This window comes from Tenacibaculum sp. MEBiC06402, assembly GCF_049239625.1.
In the GTDB taxonomy this organism is placed as follows: domain Bacteria; phylum Bacteroidota; class Bacteroidia; order Flavobacteriales; family Flavobacteriaceae; genus Polaribacter.
Map to the genome: position 1 here is coordinate 79,422 of NZ_JBMKKT010000099.1, position 21,123 is coordinate 100,544.

Annotated in this window: 20 protein-coding genes; 3 read left to right on the plus strand and 17 right to left on the minus strand. The window is 32.2% G+C overall.

Going from position 1 to position 21,123, the window contains the following annotated elements; genetic code table 11:
• Window positions 1–96 precede the first annotated feature (96 nt).
• From ACOSP6_RS12225 to gdhA, 11 genes are all read right to left on the minus strand, one after another.
• A complete protein-coding gene (locus tag ACOSP6_RS12225) occupies window positions 97–594 on the minus strand; it encodes a DUF1761 domain-containing protein (protein WP_422094707.1) in 498 nt (165 codons plus the stop codon).
• Window positions 595–688: 94 nt separating this feature from the next.
• Window positions 689–1,681 carry a DUF4837 family protein gene (locus ACOSP6_RS12230; protein ID WP_422094708.1) on the minus strand — a complete coding sequence of 331 codons (993 nt, stop codon included), beginning with the start codon at window positions 1,679–1,681 and terminating at the stop codon, window positions 689–691.
• A gap of 48 nt (window positions 1,682–1,729) precedes the next feature.
• Window positions 1,730–3,046 carry a transglycosylase SLT domain-containing protein gene (locus tag ACOSP6_RS12235; RefSeq protein WP_422095584.1) on the minus strand — a complete coding sequence of 439 codons (1,317 nt, stop codon included), beginning with the start codon at window positions 3,044–3,046 and terminating at the stop codon, window positions 1,730–1,732.
• A 21-nt stretch (window positions 3,047–3,067) separates the two neighbouring features.
• Entirely contained in the window at window positions 3,068–3,829 is a 762-nt protein-coding gene (locus ACOSP6_RS12240; RefSeq protein WP_422094709.1) for an exodeoxyribonuclease III, read from the minus strand.
• A complete protein-coding gene (locus ACOSP6_RS12245) occupies window positions 3,829–4,485 on the minus strand; it encodes a CoA transferase subunit B (protein ID WP_422094710.1) in 657 nt (218 codons plus the stop codon). Before ACOSP6_RS12245 ends, ACOSP6_RS12240 begins: the two co-directional genes overlap by 1 nt.
• A 2-nt stretch (window positions 4,486–4,487) precedes the next feature.
• Complete coding sequence (locus tag ACOSP6_RS12250) at window positions 4,488–5,189, minus strand: CoA transferase subunit A (RefSeq protein WP_422094711.1); 702 nt, start codon at window positions 5,187–5,189, stop codon at window positions 4,488–4,490.
• A 38-nt stretch (window positions 5,190–5,227) separates the two neighbouring features.
• Window positions 5,228–7,528, minus strand: a complete 2,301-nt coding sequence (locus ACOSP6_RS12255) for a transglycosylase domain-containing protein (RefSeq protein ID WP_422094712.1) — start codon at window positions 7,526–7,528, stop codon at window positions 5,228–5,230.
• A gap of 3 nt (window positions 7,529–7,531) precedes the next feature.
• Entirely contained in the window at window positions 7,532–8,032 is a 501-nt protein-coding gene (locus tag ACOSP6_RS12260; RefSeq protein ID WP_422094713.1) for a gliding motility lipoprotein GldH, read from the minus strand.
• A complete protein-coding gene (locus ACOSP6_RS12265) occupies window positions 8,010–9,401 on the minus strand; it encodes a PSP1 domain-containing protein (protein WP_422094714.1) in 1,392 nt (463 codons plus the stop codon). The genes ACOSP6_RS12260 and ACOSP6_RS12265 overlap by 23 nt, the downstream gene beginning before the upstream one ends.
• A 171-nt stretch (window positions 9,402–9,572) precedes the next feature.
• A complete protein-coding gene (locus ACOSP6_RS12270) occupies window positions 9,573–10,412 on the minus strand; it encodes an alpha/beta hydrolase family protein (protein ID WP_422094715.1) in 840 nt (279 codons plus the stop codon).
• A 67-nt stretch (window positions 10,413–10,479) separates the two neighbouring features.
• Window positions 10,480–11,823 (minus strand): NADP-specific glutamate dehydrogenase, encoded by a 1,344-nt coding sequence (gdhA, locus tag ACOSP6_RS12275; protein ID WP_422094716.1) that lies wholly within the window; start codon window positions 11,821–11,823, stop codon window positions 10,480–10,482.
• A gap of 183 nt (window positions 11,824–12,006) precedes the next feature.
• Between gdhA and pheS the strand changes: the two genes are divergently transcribed.
• Together pheS and ACOSP6_RS12285 are read left to right on the plus strand one after the other, a co-directional pair.
• The gene (gene pheS, locus ACOSP6_RS12280; RefSeq protein ID WP_422094717.1) at window positions 12,007–13,026 is read left to right on the plus strand and encodes a phenylalanine--tRNA ligase subunit alpha; all 1,020 of its coding nucleotides are present in this window, start codon (window positions 12,007–12,009) and stop codon (window positions 13,024–13,026) included.
• Window positions 13,027–13,030: 4 nt separating this feature from the next.
• On the plus strand, window positions 13,031–13,426 hold the full coding sequence (locus tag ACOSP6_RS12285; protein WP_422094718.1) for a hypothetical protein: 396 nt from the start codon (window positions 13,031–13,033) through the stop codon (window positions 13,424–13,426).
• 1,110 nt (window positions 13,427–14,536) lie between these two features.
• Here ACOSP6_RS12285 and ACOSP6_RS12290 read toward each other — a convergent pair.
• The 3 genes from ACOSP6_RS12290 to ACOSP6_RS12300 form a co-directional block, all read right to left on the minus strand.
• Entirely contained in the window at window positions 14,537–14,899 is a 363-nt protein-coding gene (locus ACOSP6_RS12290; RefSeq protein ID WP_422094719.1) for a cupin domain-containing protein, read from the minus strand.
• A 12-nt stretch (window positions 14,900–14,911) separates the two neighbouring features.
• Window positions 14,912–15,706: a DUF6503 family protein gene (locus tag ACOSP6_RS12295; protein WP_422094720.1), complete on the minus strand. Its 795-nt coding sequence runs from the start codon at window positions 15,704–15,706 to the stop codon at window positions 14,912–14,914.
• Window positions 15,707–15,849: 143 nt separating this feature from the next.
• Window positions 15,850–16,719: a hypothetical protein gene (locus ACOSP6_RS12300; protein WP_422094721.1), complete on the minus strand. Its 870-nt coding sequence runs from the start codon at window positions 16,717–16,719 to the stop codon at window positions 15,850–15,852.
• Window positions 16,720–16,936: 217 nt separating this feature from the next.
• Here ACOSP6_RS12300 and ACOSP6_RS12305 point away from each other — a divergent pair, with 217 nt between their 5' ends.
• A complete protein-coding gene (locus tag ACOSP6_RS12305; RefSeq protein ID WP_422094722.1) occupies window positions 16,937–18,301 on the plus strand; it encodes an alanine/glycine:cation symporter family protein in 1,365 nt (454 codons plus the stop codon).
• A 14-nt stretch (window positions 18,302–18,315) separates the two neighbouring features.
• On the opposite strand, the gene ACOSP6_RS12310 is transcribed toward ACOSP6_RS12305, so the two are convergent.
• The 3 genes from ACOSP6_RS12310 to ACOSP6_RS12320 are packed head-to-tail and all read right to left on the minus strand — an operon-like array spanning window position 18,316 to window position 21,041.
• Window positions 18,316–19,020, minus strand: coding sequence for a M50 family metallopeptidase (locus tag ACOSP6_RS12310; protein WP_422094723.1), 705 nt, complete (start codon window positions 19,018–19,020; stop codon window positions 18,316–18,318).
• Window positions 19,021–19,041: 21 nt separating this feature from the next.
• Entirely contained in the window at window positions 19,042–19,674 is a 633-nt protein-coding gene (locus tag ACOSP6_RS12315) for an FMN-binding negative transcriptional regulator (RefSeq protein WP_422094724.1), read from the minus strand.
• A gap of 41 nt (window positions 19,675–19,715) precedes the next feature.
• Window positions 19,716–21,041: a hypothetical protein gene (locus ACOSP6_RS12320; RefSeq protein WP_422094725.1), complete on the minus strand. Its 1,326-nt coding sequence runs from the start codon at window positions 21,039–21,041 to the stop codon at window positions 19,716–19,718.
• Between the last annotated feature and the right edge of the window lie 82 nt (window positions 21,042–21,123).

Sequence of the window (21,123 nt, forward strand, 5' to 3'; positions counted from 1 at the left end):
TGAATTAATAGTTGATTAATTAGTAAGTAAAACTCTCAATTTGTTACATAAAAAAAGCACCAAACATTTTGGTGCTTTAAAATTATTTAATTGGTTTTACAGCCATTGACAAACAATTCCTCCCATAATCGCTAAAGTTACTATCCAGTATCCTGCATTAATCGCAATATACTTAAAGCTCTTTCTTTCAAACATAGCCTGAATTGCTAATATTGGCATGGCAATAAAAAAGCCCGTTAATCCTCCATGTAATGCTCCATGTTTAAATGTTCTAAAACGATCTCCATAGGTTTCCATTAATGAACTAAATGTATTAAATGCTTCACCTGTTTGTTCATTAAAACCAGGCTCACCTGCAAGAGTTGAAAATACTCCCATCTGGTGAACGACAACGGGCATTAAACCAGCAGAAATAACAAGTCCGAGAACATAGCTTAATCCGAAAATAAGAGCCATATTACCTCCTTTTAAGTTTTCTTCGGTAAAGTTCATCTCTTTCATCCAAGCTTTTTGAAATAATGGTCCGTACCATACAAAACCAGTAATTAATGGCACTAAAGCAGAAGCAAATAAAATTAAGAAATTGAAATCCATGATATTGTAGCGTTAAAAGTTGATACTATCAAATATAAAAAAAAGCAGCAAATAAACTTTGCTGCCTTGATTATCAAATAATTGTAACTATATATTATTCTTTAATTTTGATAGATTTACCGATAGCCTCTAACTCAAATATAAAATCTCTTTTATTAACAGCTGGAGCATAGGTAAAACCTTCAAAAACTATTAATCGATTATTCTTTTTGTCTAAAATAGTATAATTTAAAAAAGGTCCAGCCATGAAACTATTTTTCACCTCCCACTTACCTCTTGTTTCGTAGGCCTTTTTATTGTCTATTTGTGTTTCATAAGTAAAGGGAGTGTAAGCCTTTTCAGTAATCATATACGTTCCTTCTCTACTTCCCGGAATAAAAATTTCTCCTATACTATCTCTTACTTTAGTAATATTATCTACGACCGAATTTTCATCGTTTAGAGGCAAGCTATACATTAAAATATTATTTGTTCCATCACCTCTAGCGATTCCGTTTTGAAGATGTTGACGCATCCATAAAAAGTTGTTTAATGTATCTTGCACTAAACGATATTTATTAGGAATAGTTATGTCTACCCCTAAACTTTTGATTGTAGAAAACTGATTTTGATCTAATTTTTCTCTGTAAAAAATGTTTTGTACAAATTTTACGTCTGCTTCTTTAAAAATCTCGATGATTTCTTTACCTCTTTCTTGAACCAGCTTAATCATTTCCTCTTTATTTTTAGCTGTAGCAACTACTATCACTTGAGGCGAAGCGTATTTGTCTTTTACTACTGAAATATTAGCCGTATCAGCTTTTTGAAATAATAATATCGCTTTATTATGTCGTATAAAAGAACTGAATCCTGATGGGTCTATTTGTGAGACTGACAATAGTGTTTCTGGTTGTGGTAAACCGACTTGATGCTCTCCAAAAACCTTTCGGATTTCATCCCCATGTTTTCCAGCCCAATCACTAGCTTTCATAACAACAAGAACTCGATTAATGTTTCCTGTTGCGGTAGGAAGTATTACCTCTCCTTTTCCATTTTTACAATTAACAAGTAAAATTGCTAATGTTAATAATGCTATAATTTTTTTCATGGTAGTGTTTTTGTTTGATTAATTTGATAGTGACAAAAATTATTCCATTTACATTCTTCTAGGATAAATATATAAACGCTGTCCAATACTTAAATTAGTTCCTCGCATATTATTCCATCGCTTTATGTCTTTAACTTTTACACCAAATCTTCTAGCTATTTTACCCAAATAATCGCCAGATTTAACCTTGTAACGAATTCTTTTATCCATTTCAAAGTACTTTGGTAAAGGCTTTTCACGCAATGAGTCTTCCGCTGCAGCTAAAGCATAAATTTCTCGTTCTTTATCTAAAAAATCGACAACCTTATTTCTAGGTAATCGCACGCTAAACTTTTTCTTTTTTACATACGGAATAACATCGATTTTATATTTCGGATTTAGAAAGGATAAGGTTTCCTCATCAATTCCTATTTTTTCAGAAATTTGATCAAAAGTGATTGTTCTTTTTACTTGAATTGTATCTGTTTCGAAGTGATATAACTTTGGTGCTTCCGGATAAATACCTAACTCTTCATTGTACTTAAAAATGTACATTGTTGCATAGAAAGCTGGAACATAACCAGCAGTTTCCATTGGTAAAAACGGACGAATATTCCAGTAGTTTCTATATCCTCCTGAACGTTTAATCGCTTTCAAAACATTGCCCGGACCAGAATTATAAGCCGCTAAAGCTAAATCCCAATCATTAAAAATATCATGTAAGTAACTTAAGTATTTACAGGCAGCGACAGTTGCTTTTACCGGATCTTGTCGTTCATCAACATAAGAGTTAACAGCCAGTTTATATTGTTTTCCTGTTCCGTACATAAACTGCCACAAACCTGTTGCACCAACTCTAGATTTTGCCTTTGGGTGTAAAGCAGATTCCACAATCGCAAGATACTTCATCTCCAATGGAATATCATACTGATCTAAGTACTGTTCAAACATTGGGAAATAATACTTGGCTCTAGCCATTAAAGCTGGGTAATACTTTTTACGATGTTTTAAGTAGCTATTGATAACTTTTTCTAAAGCTGGATTAAAAGCTAAGTTAAAAGGTGTACTTGAATTAATTTCGGCTAATCGAGCTTTTAAAAGTTCCGGAGTAATAACATGTGTATTTGTTCCAACAATATCTTTATCATTCAACACATATTCAAACTTATCAAATAGAGGAGAATTGAACTTAGCATCGATTAATAAACTATCGATTCTTTTTAAATCATCATCAGTGTATTTTGTTGTTTTTAAAGTAGCAACAGGAACTGACTTCACACCTATTTTAGGAATGGAATCTAGCTTTACAACAGTGTCGTTAGGCTGAACCTGAGCAAAGGAATTAAAACAAAAAACAGTAACAACAAACAAAAAAATCTTCTGCATCATAAAAACAATCTCTGTCTTTTAAAAGTCAAATTCAACTGCAACAGGACAGTGATCTGAATGTTTAGCCTCAGGCAAAATATAGGCTCTTGAAATTTTATCTTTTAATGGCTCAGTAACCATACAGTAATCTAAACGCCAACCTTTATTATTAGCTCTAGCATTTGCTCGATAACTCCACCAAGAGTATTCTTGTCTATCTGGATTTTTGAAACGGAAACTATCAATAAAACCACTATCAATAAACTTACCTAACCATTCTCTTTCTTCTGGAAGAAAACCAGAAACACCTTTCATTTTTGGGTTGTGAATATCAATCTCTTCATGACAAATGTTGTAATCTCCACAAATAACTAGATTCGGAATAGTTTTTCTTAACTCAGTTGCATAATCCAAAATCTCATCCATGTAGTTAAATTTGTAATCTAACCTATCAGAATTTGTTCCAGAAGGCAAATACATACTCATAATAGAAACGTCGTCATAATCTACACGAATATTTCGCCCTTCATTATCCATAGACTCGATTCCCGTTCCGAACTCAACGTGATTTGGTTCTTTTTTACAAAATACAGCTACACCTGAATATCCTTTCTTTTCCGCCGAGAACCAATACTGATATGGATAGCCTGCTAGTTCAAAATCTTCAGCATCAACCTGTTCTTTTTGCGCCTTTGTTTCCTGGATACAAATTACATCAGGACTAGCGGCTTTTAACCATTCCGTAAGCCCTTTTTTCAAGGCAGCTCTTATTCCGTTTACGTTATATGAGATTACTTTCATTAAATATCCATTTCAGGGATTTCACCATTTACAATTAAAGTTCCTTCCGTAGCTTCTTGAATTTCTTCTACAGATACTCCCGGTGCTCTTTCTAACAAATAGAACTTATCGTCTTTAATTTCTAAAACAGCAAGGTTTGTAACGATTTTGGTTACACAACCAACACCTGTTAACGGTAAAGAACACTTTTTTAATAACTTTGATTCACCTCTTTTATTGGTATGCATCATAGCTACAATAATATTTTCAGCAGACGCAACCAAATCCATCGCTCCTCCCATTCCTTTTACCATTTTACCTGGGATTTTCCAGTTTGCGATATCTCCATTCTCTGCTACTTCCATAGCTCCTAAAATGGTTAAATCAACGTGCTTTCCACGAATCATAGAAAAACTAGTTGCAGAGTCAAAAAAACTTGCTCCCGGCAATGTTGTAATAGTTTGTTTTCCTGCATTAATAATATCAGCATCTTCTTCACCTTCAAATGGGAACGGTCCCATTCCTAACACTCCGTTTTCACTTTGAAATTCAACTTCAATATCATCTCTAACAAAGTTTGCTACTAAAGTTGGGATTCCAATTCCTAGATTTACGTAATATCCGTCTTTTACTTCTTTTGCAATACGTTTTGCGATTCCGTTTTTATCTAAAGCCATGATTAGTTTCTTTGTCTTACTGTGCGTTGTTCAATTCTTTTCTCATATTTTTCTCCTTGAAAAATACGTTGTACAAAAATCCCAGGAATATGAATTTGATTTGGATCTAATTCACCAACTGGAACTAATTCTTCTACTTCGGCAACTGTAATTTTTGCCGCTCCACACATATTCGGATTGAAATTTCTTGATGTTCCTTTGAAAATTAAATTTCCTGCGGCATCACCTTTCCAAGCCTTTACAAAACCAAAATCTGCTTTAAAAGCTGGTTCTAAAACATACATTTTTCCATCGAATTCTCTTGTTTCTTTGCCTTCTGCCACTTCTGTTCCGTAACCAGCTGGTGTATAAAACGCTGGAAAACCAGCTTGCGCTGCTCTACATTTTTCTGCTAAAGTTCCTTGAGGAGTTAATTCAACCTCTAACTCTCCAGAAAGCATTTGACGCTCGAATTCATCATTTTCTCCTACATAAGAAGAAATCATTTTTTTTATTTGACGATTTTGCAATAATAAACCTAATCCAAAATCATCAACTCCAGCATTATTTGAAATACACGTAAGATTATCAACTCCTAATTTTACTAATTCACCAATAGCATTTTCAGGAATACCACATAATCCAAAGCCTCCAAGCATTAAAGTCATTCCACTCGAAACACCTTCTAACGCTTCTTGCACATTATTTACTTTTTTATTGATCATTATTTAGTTGTTTGCTAAGTTTTGTTTCTTTGATTTGATTAAAAATCGTCTTCCTTCTTCTCTTCTTCTTTTTGTTCTCCTTCTTTCTCTTGTTTTTTATCGTCTTCGTGTTTTTCACAATCGATATTAATAGAAAGATCCGATGGTTTCTCAAAAGCCTCTTTACTTATATCTAGTGTTTTATCATTATAACATTTACGCATATAAATCGCCCAAGTAGGTAAAGACATTGCTGCTCCTTGCCCTTTATCGATTCCTGCAAAGTGAATAGAGCGATCTTCTCCTCCTGTCCAAACACCAGTCATTAAATTCGGAACCATTCCCATAAACCATCCATCAGTGTGATTTTGAGTCGTTCCTGTTTTTCCTGCGATTGGGTTACTAAACTTGTAAGGATATCCTGTTACATATTTAGGTCTGTTATACGTTGTTCTCAATCGAAGTCCAGATCCACCTTGCGTTACACCTTCCATTAAATTTAAAATAACATAAGCGGATTCCTCATTTAATACCTCTTTTGTTTCAGGAACAAATGTATCTAGTACAGTTCCATTTTTATCTTCGATTTGCGTGATAAACATTGGTGACACGCGCATTCCCTTATTAGCAAAAGTTGAGTAAGCACTTGCCATTTCTAATAAGCTTAAGTCTATAGCTCCAAGCGCAATAGAAGGATTAGCCTGAAACTCAGTTTCAATTCCGGCAGACTTAGCCAATCTTGCTACATTTACTGGCGAAACCTCATCAATTAAACGAGCCGTAATCGCATTAACTGAACCTGCTAATGCCTCTTTAAGCGTTAATTCACCTCCATATTTTTCACCAACATTTCTAGGAGTCCAATCATCATCCATTCCGTATTTTTCTTTCGGAATTGTATAAGGCGTATTTGGTAATTTATCACATGGAGATCTCTTCAACTGATTGATGGCTGTTGCGTATACAAACGGTTTAAAAGTTGACCCTACTTGACGTTTTTGCTGCTCAACAGCATCGTACTTGAAGTGCTTATTATTAATTCCTCCAACCCATGCTTTAATGTGACCTGTTTGCGGCTCAATAGAAACTAAACCTGAACGCAAGAAGTATTTATAATAACGAATAGAATCATACGGACTCATGATTGTATCTCGATCTCCTTTCCATGTGAAAACTCGCATGTCGGTTTTAGTTTGGAAAGCTTTTTCAATTTGCTTATCCGTTTTACCAGCAGCTTTCATTCTTTTATAGCGATCAGAATTTCTTTTTGCTCTATCTAATATTTTGCGGATATCACTTTTATCTATATCATAAAAAGGCGCGGTTCTATTTTTCTTTTGCTCTTCAAAAAAGTACTTCTGAAGATTAGACATATGCTCAGTCATTGCTTCCTCTGCATACTGTTGCATTCTAGAATCGATAGTTACATAAATTTTTAATCCATCTTTATAAATATCATAAAACTCACCATCTGGTTTAGGGTTGTTTTTGGCCCATCTTTTCATGAACTGTTTTAAATACTCTCTAAAGTAAGTAGCCAAACCATCACTGTGACTTTCTGGAGTGAAATTTATTTTTAATGGTAATTTTTGTAATGAATCTTTTTGTTTCTCTGAAATAAAACCATTTTTCTCCATTTGAGAAAACACAACGTTTCTTCGTCCAAGAGATTTCTGCTTTGATATTTCTCTATGCGGATTATATTGACGAGGGTTTTTTAGCATTGCCACTAAAATCGCAGACTCCTGTAAATCTAAATCTTTTGGCTCTTTACCAAAATAAATTCGAGCCGCAGAACGAATACCTGTTGCGTTGAACAAGAAACCTTGTGTGTTTAAATACATAGTGATTATTTCTTGTTTGGTGTATTGTCGCTCAAGTCTGACAGCGATTACCCATTCTTTAACTTTCTGCGTAAGTTTTTTTACCAATGATGCATTTTCTCTTTTATGAAATAAATTTTTAGCTAGCTGCTGTGTAATTGTACTAGCTCCTCCATTTCTTCCAAGATTAGCAACAGCTCTTGCTAAACCTCTAAAATCAATTCCTGAGTGCTCATAAAAACGTTCATCTTCTGTAGCAACCAAGGCTTTTACTAAGTTTTCTGGTAAATCCTTAAACTGAATAGGTGTTCTATTAGCTTTTAAATAATATTTTCCTAAAGTTTTTCCATCAGAAGAAATGATTTCTGTTGCTAAATCGTTTTTAGGGTTTTCGAGCTCTTCAAATGTTGGCAGTTTTCCAAATGCTCCCCATGAAGCAAGAAGAAACACAAAGCAAATTGCGAACAAACCTCCTAAAACGATTCCCCAAAACCATTTAATATATCTTGCGAAATTCATAGTTTTCTTTTTTGTCATTCTTTAATTTATTTTCTCTATCCTAAATCCCACATTTACAACACCGCTTAATTCGTCGATTCCATTTACTTCTCCTCCTTTTCTCATAGCATGAAAAACATCTAAAGTATATGTTCCTTGAATTGGGAATAGAATTTGTTCTTTATAAAATAATTTATTCTCTTTTAATTCGGAAAAACCTTTACCTAAGAAATTACCGTTTTTATCCGCCATATCATATTCCAACGTGTCGATAATTTGGTATCCATCAGGAAAACTCATTTTTGTAATTAAAAATAAGTTACTGTACTCATAATCATTATTATTTCTAATGTTTATAAACAGGTTTCTTTTAGCTAAAGTATCTTGAACTTCAAAGTTATACGTAACAGGAGTATTTATTTTCCATTTTCCGTCCTCAATCGAAGTGTATTCATCATAAATTCTTTTGGAATCACAAGAAACCAGAATAAATAAAAGTGCAACGAGCTTTACAATTATGTTATTGCTTATTCTTTTGAGCATTGTTATTATTTCCAGAATTACGACGTTTATTTCTTCTCTGATTATTATTAGTCTTCTTATTTGAAGGAGAAGTGTTCTGTTTCTGATTTTGCTTTGTTTGTTTGTTTTGGTTTTGACCAGACGGTTTATTTGTTTTATTAGCACCTCCTTTTTTTGGAGTATTCTTTTGATTTCCTTTTTTAGATTTATTAGAAGGTGAATTACTAGCTCTCTTTTGATTCGAGTTTTTATTTCTATTCCTGCTTCTATTTCTTTTTGGTTTTTTTGGAGTATCGAAACGCGTTAAACTATCTTGACCAACAACATTTTCAAAATCAATTTTTGCTTCTTCTGTAATCTCTGCTTCATAATCTTCTAGAGGAGAACCTAACTCATTATTAGCATTCAACTCTATAATTTCTAATACCTGATCTAAAGATAATTTATACCACTTAAATTTTTCCTCTTTGTATGTATACCAGATAAGCTTTTTGAAAATGTCCATTTTCACAAAAATAGCCTCTCCTTTTTCTGTCTTAAGAACGACATCTTGCTTAGGAAAATTGCTTAAGGCGTCCAGATATGAATCCAACTCAAAATTTAAACAACACTTTAATTTCCCACACTGACCAGCTAGTTTTAATGGATTCAATGATAATTGTTGATAACGAGCAGCAGCTGTATTTACCTTTCTAAAGTCTGTTAGCCAAGTTGAACAGCACAACTCTCTTCCGCAGGAACCGATTCCTCCGAGACGAGCAGCCTCTTGTCGCATTCCAACTTGTTTCATCTCAACACGAATAGAAAAAGCACTCGCTAAATCTCTAATTAATTGGCGAAAATCAACTCTATCATCTGCTGTATAGTAAAAAGTTGCTTTATTTCCATCTCCCTGAAACTCAACATCCGATAATTTCATTTTTAAACCAAGTTTACTAATGATTTCTCTTCCTTTTCGCTGTGTTTCTAGTTCTCTATCACGCGCAGCATTCCAAACATCAATATCCTTTTGTGTTGCCTTTCTGTAGATTTTTTTGATATCTGGACTATCAAGAGCAACTTTTCTTTTCTTCATTTGTACTTTAACAAGCTCTCCTGCTAAAGACACAACTCCTATATCGTGCCCTGGATTTCCTTCAACAGCAACAACATCTCCCATACTTACCGTATGTTTTTTTTCTGTGCTTTTGAAAAAATGTTTTCGTCCGTTTTTAAAACGTACTTCGAATATATTAAATGGAGCTTCACCTGAAGGTAAAGTCATATTTGATAACCAATCAAAAACAGCTAATTTATTTCCACTTCCACATGTTCCTGTTCCACAATTTCCATTGCTTTTACAACCGTTTGGAACGCCGCTTTTGTTAGTTGAGCAACTGCTACAACCCATATTTTATATTTTTTTAATAACTTCTTAAACCTGATGTCGTATTCAGTATCAAGAAATTAATTGTAATTCTTTGATTTATAAATAGATGAAAAAAAAGCATTTTCTTTTTAATCAATTCGTAAATATACTCATTCCTGTGGAATGTAAAAACCTCTTTACTCATTGATATGGTTAGTTCCCTAAAAATGATTTACAAACTGCAACGACTTTTTGCAAATCGGTAGGTAAAATATCGTCCTCCCAGGGATGTTTTGCACCAAAAACATGATTTGCTTCATTAATTATATGCAATTCGCTATTCGAACTCCATGAATGCAGTTTTTCGGCTTCATTCATTATTATTGAAGTATCTCCACTACCGTGAATTATACATAAAGGAACTTTCAATTTTTCAACAGCTCTTTGAATCGTTAATCGTTTTTCATTTGCTTTATAATTTTCATAGAATTGATAATAATGTGGCATTTGTTGTTTTGTTCTTCCATTCAAAACATATTTCACTCCATCTTTTTTCCATTGCTCTAAATCTCCAACTGTAGAAGATTGTTCACTAAAATTTGAAACACCGCCCAAGGTAATTACCTTTTTTACTCTGGAATCTTCTGCTGCTTTAATAGAAACAATTCCACCTCCTCTACTATGACCAATTAACGTAACTAAATCAGTATTTATTTCGTTCGAAAATTCTTCGTTCTCAAAAACCCAATCAATCACCGATTCTAAATCGTCTAATTCTTTAGTGTAGTTATTGTTTCCGAATACTTCTAAATCAGGGAAATCGATGGGTTGTTCGACAGTACCACCATTATGAGAAAAATTGAATTTTACAAAAAAAGTGTCCTTAGCTAAAGCTTCAGCCATTAAATCCCAAGCTCCCCAATCTTTAAATCCTTTATAGCCGTGACAAAAAATTACTATTGGCTTCGGCTGGTTATTTCTCTTAAAAAAAGCATCTAGTAAAATTGGCTTATCATGTTTTCCCTGAAGAACTATATTCTTGATTTTTTCCATAGGTATAAAAATAAAAAAAGCTCATCAGTAAAACCGATGAGCCTTTTTGAGAAATATATTGAATTTTTTAGATAATTCCCTGTGCTAACATTGCATCTGCAACTTTCACAAATCCAGCTATGTTTGCTCCTTTTACGTAGTCAATATAACCTGACTCATCAGTTCCATACTCAACACAAGCTTTATGAATATCCTTCATAATTCCTTTTAATCTTTCATCAACTTCCTCGCGAGACCAGCTTAAACGTAATGAGTTTTGGCTCATTTCTAAACCAGAAGTAGCAACACCTCCAGCGTTTGAAGCTTTACCTGGTGCGAATAATATTTTGTGTTCGTGGAATGCTGCAATTGCTTCTGGTGTAGAAGGCATGTTTGCTCCTTCACTTACACAGATACATCCATTTTTGATTAACGTCTCAGCCTCTTCTCCATTTAACTCGTTTTGAGTAGCACATGGTAAAGCGATATCACTTTTTACAGACCAAGGACGCTCTCCTTTAAAGAACTTAGCAGATGGATACTTTTCAGTGTACTCACTAATACGTCCACGCTTAACATTCTTTAACTCCATAACGAAAGCTAACTTCTCAGCATCGATTCCTGCTTCGTCGTAAATATATCCTGAAGAATCAGATAATGTTACAACTTTAGCACCTAACTCAGTAGCTTTTTCACAAGCATATTGAGCAACATTTCCTGATCCTGAAATAGTAACAGTCTTTCCTTTAAAAGAATCTCCTTTAGTAGCTAACATATTTTCAGCAAAATATACTGCTCCATATCCAGTAGCTTCAGGTCTGATTAAAGAACCACCCCAAGATTGTCCTTTTCCTGTTAAAACCCCAGTGAAAGTATTGTTCAACTTCTTATACATACCAAACATAAAACCAATTTCCCTAGCACCAACACCAATATCACCAGCAGGAACATCTGTATTATGACCAATATGTCTATATAACTCTGTCATAAAAGCATGGCAGAAACGCATAATTTCGTTGTCTGATTTTCCTTTTGGATCAAAATCAGAACCACCTTTTCCACCACCCATTGGTAATGTTGTTAATGAGTTTTTAAATACTTGCTCAAAAGCTAAGAATTTTAAAATACTAGCATTAACCGTAGGATGGAAACGTAAACCTCCTTTATATGGCCCAATAGCTGAATTCATCTGAACTCTATATCCTCTGTTTACTTGAATTTCACCTTTATCATCTACCCAAGAAACACGGAAAGAAATTAAACGCTCAGGCTCAACCATTCTTAATAAAATGTTTTTCCCGTTATAAATATCATGCTTAGCAATATAAGGGATCACTGTTTCAGCTACTTCTTGAACTGCTTGTAAAAATTCTGGTTCGTGGCCATTACGCTTTTCAACCAGCTCCATAAAAGCCTTTATTTTAGATTCCATAATTTAGTTATTCGAAAAATGTTTTTTTAATAAAAATAATGCACAAATATAGTTAAATAACTAATCTGACGATTTAAAAAACATCTTTTTTTGCTGAAACGAAAACGTTATAGTAAACTCGAGAAAGAAAAATGCTAATTCAGTAAAAAAACGTAAATTTGCCACTCATTTTTTTGAAGGATTATGTTAGATAAAGTAAAAGAACTCATTGGAGACGTGCAAGCATTTCAAGCAACTACAAAAGAAGAAGTAGAAGCTTTCAGAATAAAATACTTAGGAAGTAAAGGATTACTTAAAGGTTTATTTGCTGAGTTTAGAAATGTCGATGCTGAGTTGAAAAAAGATTTTGGACAAGCTTTAAACAATTTAAGAAATGCCGCAGAGGGTAAAGTTGCTGAATTAAAAGAGGCGCTTGACAATGCTGTAGAGGAAAAAGGTGTTTATGGGGATTTAACTAGACCTTCTGAACCAATTGAATTAGGATCGCGTCATCCTATCTCTATTGTTCGAAATAGAATTATAGAAGTTTTTAACCGAATCGGATTCACTGTTTCTGAAGGACCAGAAATTGAGGATGATTGGCATAACTTTACTGCATTAAACTTACCAGAATATCATCCAGCAAGAGATATGCAGGATACTTTCTTTATTGAAAAGAATCCAGATACTTTATTAAGAACGCATACTTCTTCTGTTCAGGTTCGTTATATGGAAAACAATGAACCACCTATTAGAACTATTTCTCCAGGTAGAGTTTTTAGAAATGAAGATATTTCAGCACGTGCGCATTGTATCTTCCATCAAGTTGAAGGTTTATATATAGATACTGATGTTTCTTTTGCAGATTTAAAACAAGTGCTTTTATATTTCACAAAGGAAATGTTCGGTAAATCAAAGATTCGTTTACGTCCATCATATTTCCCATTTACTGAGCCAAGTGCAGAAGTAGATATTTATTGGGGATTAGAGACAGAAACAGATTACAGAATTACGAAAGGAACTGGTTGGTTAGAAATTATGGGATGCGGAATGGTTGACCCTAACGTATTAAAGAATTGTAATATCGATCCAACTAAATATTCTGGTTATGCTTTTGGAATGGGTATAGAGCGTATTGCAATGTTGTTATATCAAATTCCTGATATTAGAATGTTCTATGAAAATGATGTTCGTTTCTTAGAGCAGTTTAAATCTGTGATTTAATTTCATGAGAAAAGATATTGAAATTTCCGAAGTAACTGACCTAGAAATGGCGGTTGTTTTAGAGCCAAATGAAACACATGATTCTGATGATTGGTACGTGTATTTAATCAATAAAAAAAATATTGATTTAGACATGGTAATTATTGTCTCTCAAGGATTTTCGGAAACAAAAACTACTACTGTTTTTAGAAAAAAAATTGATAAACTTCCAACAAATTCTTTTGTTAAAGTTGAAATGATTCATCCAGATGTTTTTTCATTAGATAATCGATTTCAAGTTTCTTTTTTTGAAGGAAATCAAATCTTTGAAAAAACCTTCCAATTTGATAAAAACACTATCAAAGAAGGAAATTTACGTATGATTTCACTTTTAAACAAAAGAGGTGTTTTAGTAAAATAATTTAGTGAAAATTGTTGGGAGAGTACTCTGAAAAAGTAATTGGAGTAAACCTATTTTGAATTAGATAACAAATCGTTTAAAAAAAGAAAACCCTTCTACATTTGGGGCTTGTAAAAGGATTTTGTCTAGTTAACCAAATAAATATAAAAACTTTTAATTCAAATAATGAATAATTGTATTTTAAGGGGATAAATACTTTTTAATATTCTTATTTACACTTCAAAGTTACGTTAGATTGCTCTAATTACTCCCTTGAATTCGACGTTTTCATTACATACTATAGATTAACTGTTTGATTTGTTCGTTTAACTAGTTTTACGAATTATAATTATTTTTATTTGACACCTTTCTTGTTTTTATTCCATAAAAAAACTCTCTTACTGTAGGGGCTGTAAGAGAGTCAACATGATTTAATCAATCACAAAACTTTAATTCAAATTCAAAATGAAAAACAAAACTTTATAGGGATTAGTTTATTTTTATTTACACTACAAATGTAATTTTATTTAATCGTCTGTTAATCAGATATTCGACGTTTCGTTTTTTTTCTATAGATAAACCGTAACTATTTATAGATTAGTAAAATTTAGTAGTCATGGTCCAATTGCTTCTCAGTAAAAAGTGCTTTATAAAAGAAAAAAACCTCTTGCATTAGGGATTGCAAGAGGCGGGCTTTTTAACTCAAAAAAATGAAAAAGTATATTGTTTGGGGATTATTACTTTTTAAATTTTCTTTACTACTATTAACACTTCAAAAGTACATTAGATTAAGAATTTATTAATCCAATATTCGACGTTTCAATTCTTACTTTAGATAAAAGGTTCTTATCCTTAGACTAATAAATTTTAAACTAAAAAAAATGGAAAAAAGGAAATATTTAGAAAAGTATACAAAAAGAAAAACCTCTTACATTTGGGGCTTGCAAGAGGATTATTTTTTAACTCAAAAAATGAAAAAGTATATTGTATGGGGATTATTACTTTTTAAATTTTTTACTACTATTAACACTTCAAAGATACCATCAATTTGTAGTTTACAACTTAACTTTTAGCTTTAGCGTTCCATTCTTTAGGTGAATGGGTTATATGCTTCGGTGAATGGAATTTTAGTTAAATTGATTCATAAGTTTCAACTGTAATATCTGCAATAACATCTCCGGTGTGCTTTGTTGATAATGGTTCAAAAAGAAGTAAATGAACTTCCTCTTTTGCGATAGGCTTATGTAAAACACCTTTCGGAACAATATAGAATTCCCCTTCATTTACTATTACTGAAGAATCTTCCATATCTAATTGTAGTTTCCCTTTAATTACCATGAATAATTCGTCTTCATGGTCATGCTTATGAAAAACAAATTCTCCTTGTATTTTAGCTAATAAAACTTGTTGTCCGTTTAATTCTGCTACTTTTTTAGGAGACCATTGATCTGTAAATAAATTCAACTTATCTTTAATGTTAATGACTTTAGACATATTCTCGAACACTTAATTTTTATGAACCTTTACATTTTCTGTTTCAATTCTAGAAACCTCCTTTAACTTATTCTCTTCATACAATAGAGGTAAGTCGGCTAGTGGTGTTCCTACTTCAGCCTTGTAGTTTATATAATCCTGAAACAAGATTCCACCAACATTTCTCCTATTATAGCTACTTCGAAAACGTACACCACCTCCATTCACTTTATAATTATAGGCCAAGTAATCCATTGTATTTGTTTTCTTATTTATCCAATAGAAATACTGATCTTCAAAATCTTTTCCTCCCCCTTCTTGATTGAAAGTTACTTGAACAACATTATAAATTTCTCCTTTAATATGAACTTCACCTTTATAAGTTTTGTTTACAGCAATATCATTTAATTTGTATGGAAGCGTAGCGAAATAAATCACAGAATTCAAAGATTCTCCATACTTAGAACCATCTTCTTCTGATAAGTTTACTTGTTCTCGATTTATTGTTCTTTTGAATTTCCCATTATCTAAAACATCAACAACCTCGTCTTTTAAATCATTTTTCTTTCTTACAGTGTATTTATATGAGCTACCATTATTTTTAAATATGTATTCCTTTCCTCTAAAAGTAAAAATATATGAGGCTTGGTTGTACAGTTCTCCACCATGAGCTTCTATTGAGTTATTAATAATTTTTTGTGCTTTACTCAGCTCCGTAACCTTTGATTTTTCTTGCGGTTTTTTTACCGATTCTTTTTGCTCTGGTTTACAAGAAAATACTGACAAAACTAATATAGAGAGGCAGGTAATTTTTAAAATGGAATTCATTGTCATTTGTTTTACTTCTGTAAATATGTCCTATTTTTTCGAACAACTTACAACTATTAATAAATATTTAATTGTTTTAACCTTATAAAAAAAGCCGTTCAAAAATTTTTGAACGGCTTATCACATATACTTATGTTATCTTTTTATCGTAAACTAATATTTCCTTCTCCCGCCTTCATATCATCAATATAAACAACAACTTTATAATCTCCCTTCTCCATGTAATTTCTATCAACCGAAATTAAAGAAACAACACCGATTTTCTGGTTTTCATAATTTACTTTAATGAAGTCATTGTATGGCATATCACCATTATTTTCTCCAGTATTCTTATCAGAAAGAATAACGTTATTTTCTTTATCCAAGATTTGTATTAGAATATCTCTAACCCCAACCTCAGCTAATTTATTTTCAAGCAAATCGAATTTAATCTTAAAAGCATCTGTTTTATCAGATCTAGAAGTGCTTGTATATCTTCCGTTATTTCTTTCTTTGTAAGAGAAAATGGAAATATGACTAATTTCTACATTCGCCGCTTTACCAATTTTTTCCCTTAATGCCTTTTCCTCGTTTAATAAAACCTCATTACTCTTAATCAATGATTCGTGAGATTTTTTATGAGCTCTTAGCTTTCTTCTAACAGTAGTATTTTCTTTCTGAAGTTTCTCATTTTTCTGATGAAGATTATCAGCTTTTAGCAGTAATTCTCTGTTTTCTCGCTCTAATTTTGCTGCTTTAACGCTGTACTTCAACAACAAATCGTAATTGCCTTTTTTAATTTCTTTAATTGAATCTTTAAGTGCAATAATTTTGTTGATACTTGTAATAATTCTTCTTGACAGTCCTTTCTTTTTTACTGCCATTTTTTTGTAGTCTGCTACAATATTATCAAGTTCTTTCTGTAAAATAAGTTTTTCCTTTCGAAACTCATCATCCAATCTGTTTTGACTTTCATGTGTTTTAAAAGAATAAACTACTAATGATATTAAAAGTACAATGGGTGAATACCTCAAAAATTTGTTCACCGCGGATTTACTTATTTTTGTCATTGTAAGGGGGAATTGAAGTTATTGTGTTAAAATTATGAAAAATCTTTTGTTTTTGACCTCATATTTTTCATTTTTTCGATAAAGAGTTAGAAAGACTCCTTGAACGGTTCTTTTTCATCAAAAAAAATAAAACCTTGTAAAAGAATTATTTAATTATGTTACTTTCGTTGAAAAACCAAAAATGTTTTTAAACTTCCAAGATAGCGTTGCACAATTTTCTTCATGGGTTTGGGGAATTCCGTTATTAATTCTCCTTATTGGAGGTGGATTATTTTTATTCATTTATTCAGGATTAGTCCATTTTCGTTATTTAGGTCATGCTGTAAATATTTTACGAGGAAAATACGACAAACATGACTCTCCAGGAGATTTATCGCATTATGAAGCCTTGTCTTCTGCTATTGCTGCTACTGTTGGAATGGGAAATATTAGCGGAGTTGCTATCGCTATTGCCACTGGAGGACCTGGAGCAATATTTTGGATGTGGGTAAGTGCTTTTGTAGGAATGGCAACTAAGTTTTTTACTTGTAGCTTATCTATAATGTATCGTGGTAAAGATGAAGAGGGAAATGTAAAAGGTGGACCAATGTATGTAATTACTGAAGGATTAGGCAAAAGATGGAAACCTTTGGCTGTTTTCTTTTCATTAGCAGGTTTAATCGGGACACTTCCGGCATTTCAAGCGAATCAATTAACCCAAACATTAATTGATGTTTTTGAAGTGAATTCATCGAATGAGAGAACAGCAAAGTTTTTATTGGGAATTTCAATAGCGGTTATAACTTCTTTAGTGGTTTTTGGAGGAATTAAACGAATTGGAAAAGTTGCAGGAAAACTTGTTCCGGTAATGGTTGTTATTTATCTCATTACAGTCTTAACTATTTTGACTTTAAGATTTGATGTTATTCCTGAAATATTTTCACTAATTTTTACTGATGCATTTTCTGGTAACGCTGTTATGGGAGGTGCTTTAGGGGCATTAATTATAACTGGAGTAAAACGAGCAGCTTTTTCAAACGAAGCTGGAATTGGAACCGCTCCAATGATGCACGGAACTGCTAAAACCAAAGAGCCTATTAGAGAAGGTTTGGTTGCCATGTTAGGTCCGGCAATTGACACTCTATTAGTATGTACTTTAACTGCGTTAGCAATTTTAGCTTCGGGTATTTGGAAAAATTTTGAAGGAAATGGAATTTCATTAACGCTATCGTCTTTTGATGCTGTTTTACCTTATGGAATGGGAAGCGTTATCTTGACAATCTGTGTTTTAATTTTTGCCTTTTCAACATTATTCACCTACTCATTTTACGGTTACTCTTGTTTAAGCTTTTTAACGAATAGCAAGATTGGAAAGTTTTATAACTACATTTACATAGCGACTATTGTAATTGCATCAGTTATTAAGCTAGATTTTGTTATTAATTTAATTGATAGCGGTTATGCTTTAATGGCAATACCAACTGTTATTTCAACGTTAATTTTAGCTCCGAAAGTAAAGAAAGCAGCAAAAGACTATTTCACTAAGTTAAAAACAGAAGAAGCCTAAATTAATGTAACTTTTTATCGGTGTTTTAAATAAAAACGAACACTCTTCCAGAGTAAAAAGAAGCTCATCAACAAAATTAATCCACCCCAAAACCAATAAGTTCCAAATGTATTTGCAGCTATGTTTTGTGTGTCTGAAGTCATGACTTGACCATTACGTTCAAATTGTTTTGTAAACAAATAATTTAACTGAAGATATGTACTCAAAATGCATTGAAGTCCTAAAAAAAGCACAGTTATTGTTTCTACCTTTTTATTCTTCAAAAACATAATTATCACAAATAACACAACAAAACTACTTAAAACAATTATTCCCCAGTAAGAGCGTATCCAAATAATTAAAGACAAGAGGATTACTCCTGTTAATATTCTTAACAAAATTGCCGCGTGTTTCTGTGATCTAGCAGACATAATTAAAACACTTCCAGCAATTGCAGGACCAAATAATCCGCCTGCCGCCGAAAATGCTCTGGCCAACGGAATTGACATGAATTTATTGGTAACCGTTGAATACGCTACACCTCCTCCATTTGCATAAATTTCTAGATAATGAAACTTTCCTCCAACCAATAATGCTGTTAACCCATGTCCCATTTCATGAAACCAAGTTCCCAACAATCGGAAAGGATATTGAATATGAACAAAATAAGGCAACTGCATTAATAAGAAAATTACAACTGCAATAATTAAAACGGTATAGTCTAATTTTTTAGAAATCACTTTTTAGTTTTTCAATAGCAATTATGAAAAGAATTTATCTTTTCTATTTTTCATTTCTTCTCCCAACAGCTTATCTAAACCTTCTTTTTTATCCAGTTCATTCAATATGTTTGAATAGGTTTCTTCATTTACATCTTGACTTAACTTAAAAACACCTTCGATTTTTTCTACTTTAATTTCAAAACCTGCTATGTGAGGCATTAAACGCTCTTTATAGGAATCCGGAAGATTATCGAATATTGTCGGAGAATTCTTGTCACCTTTTTCATGCTGTAATGTAAAATCTCTCATCAAATTGATTAATTTATCTCCTTCAAAGAAGGAAACACTTCCGTTTACATGAACCGTCATATAATTCCAGGTAGAACCTTTGCTTTTATTTGTTCCCCAAGAAGCACTTACATATCCATTTGGACCATTAAAAACTACTAAAACCTTACTATTATTGAACATTGCTTGATAATGATCTGTTTGTTTCATCATATGACCAACTAAAAACATTTCATTATTTCTTTTTTCAACTACTAATGGAATATGTGTTCCTACAAAATTTCCATTTTCGTCTAAACCTGTGATAAAAGCCAAAGGATAACGATTTATGAAACTTATCAATTCATCAACGTCATCCTCTTTATAATTTGGTATGTTATACATGTGTTACTTTCCTTTGAATTTAAATACACAATGTAGTGAATTTAGTACTCATCATACAAAGTTGTATTTAATTCATTCAAATCAATCGTGTACATTTTTTTTGAAGGCTTCACTTGATATTGGTCTTTAACAAAACCTCCTAAGAGATAAAATTTGTTATCGACCAAAAACATTTTGCTCGATTCGTATGGAAGATCTATTTTATACTCTTTTAAACCTTTGGTTTTAGTATTAAAAACATAGAAAAAGTTCTTATCAAAAATGTAAAATAAATCTCCTTTTTTATCAATTGCAGGCATTTTCATTGTTCTTGGTAAAACTTTCTCAATTTCCCATTTCCCATTTTTCAGATTGAAAGAAGTAATTCGATTCATCTTCTCAGTTCCTTTGCCTCCAATCATAAATAACTTATCATTTACCTTTATGCACTCCGTTTCTTTTGGATCTGGAAGTTTACCAATTGAATACCATTTATCTTCTTTTGTATTGTACAAAGAAACATTATTAGAAAACTTCAGTTTGCCTTTCTTTAATTTCCTTACAGACCCTCCAAGTAAGATAATACTATTATCAATTTTTGCTACTCCTTGGTTCACTCCATTTTGCTTACTTTCAATTGATTTTTCAAGCTTGTTTGTTTTTAAATTAAAAACTTCAATATCGTCAATTAAATACTCTCTTGATTTATTCTTAGCCAATTTCTTGCCTCCTAATAAGTATGCTTTCCCATCAATTAAAACTGCCTTATGATATGCTCTTTTAAGCACAGGTTTTTCTAAAGAAGACCAACTTTTATTTTTTATATCATAAACATGAACCTTATTACTGTATCCTTGATAGCTAGAATATCTCGTTGTTCGCATAACAAATTGATTAAAAGTAGCATTTGATTCTTGAAACTCATTAAGTTCTTGAAGAGCCAATCTCATACCATCGGTTAAAGATGATTTATCACCACCAAAAACATAGATTTTATCTTTATACAATACACAAGCGAATCCGTGCAGTCCTTTTTCAAGTTCTGGTAACAATCTAAAATTTAATTCTTTCTTCTTTTTTTTTGTGATTAAAACTTCGGATAACTCAACTTCTTTTTCAGTAAGAAAAATAGACTGATTCACTATTTCTCCAAACTTAATATCTCTATCGAAATATTTTACATGCGATAGAAAAATCCTGTCTTTATCTTTAATTTTTTCTATAACTACCTTTCCATTCTTATCTGTTACATAAACTTTCTTCTTTTTCTTTATGTGTACATTTTGGATTGGTTCTTTAGTTTTAGAGTTTAAAACTGTAATAGTATGTTGGCCAAAAACAAGTTGAGAACAAATAATTAGAGCAAATAGTAAGAATTTATTTTTCATGAGCTTAGCGATTTGGTATTCCTATAAAAATACATCAAAATCTAAAGTAAATCAATCCTTTAACCTTTTTTAACGGAGATAT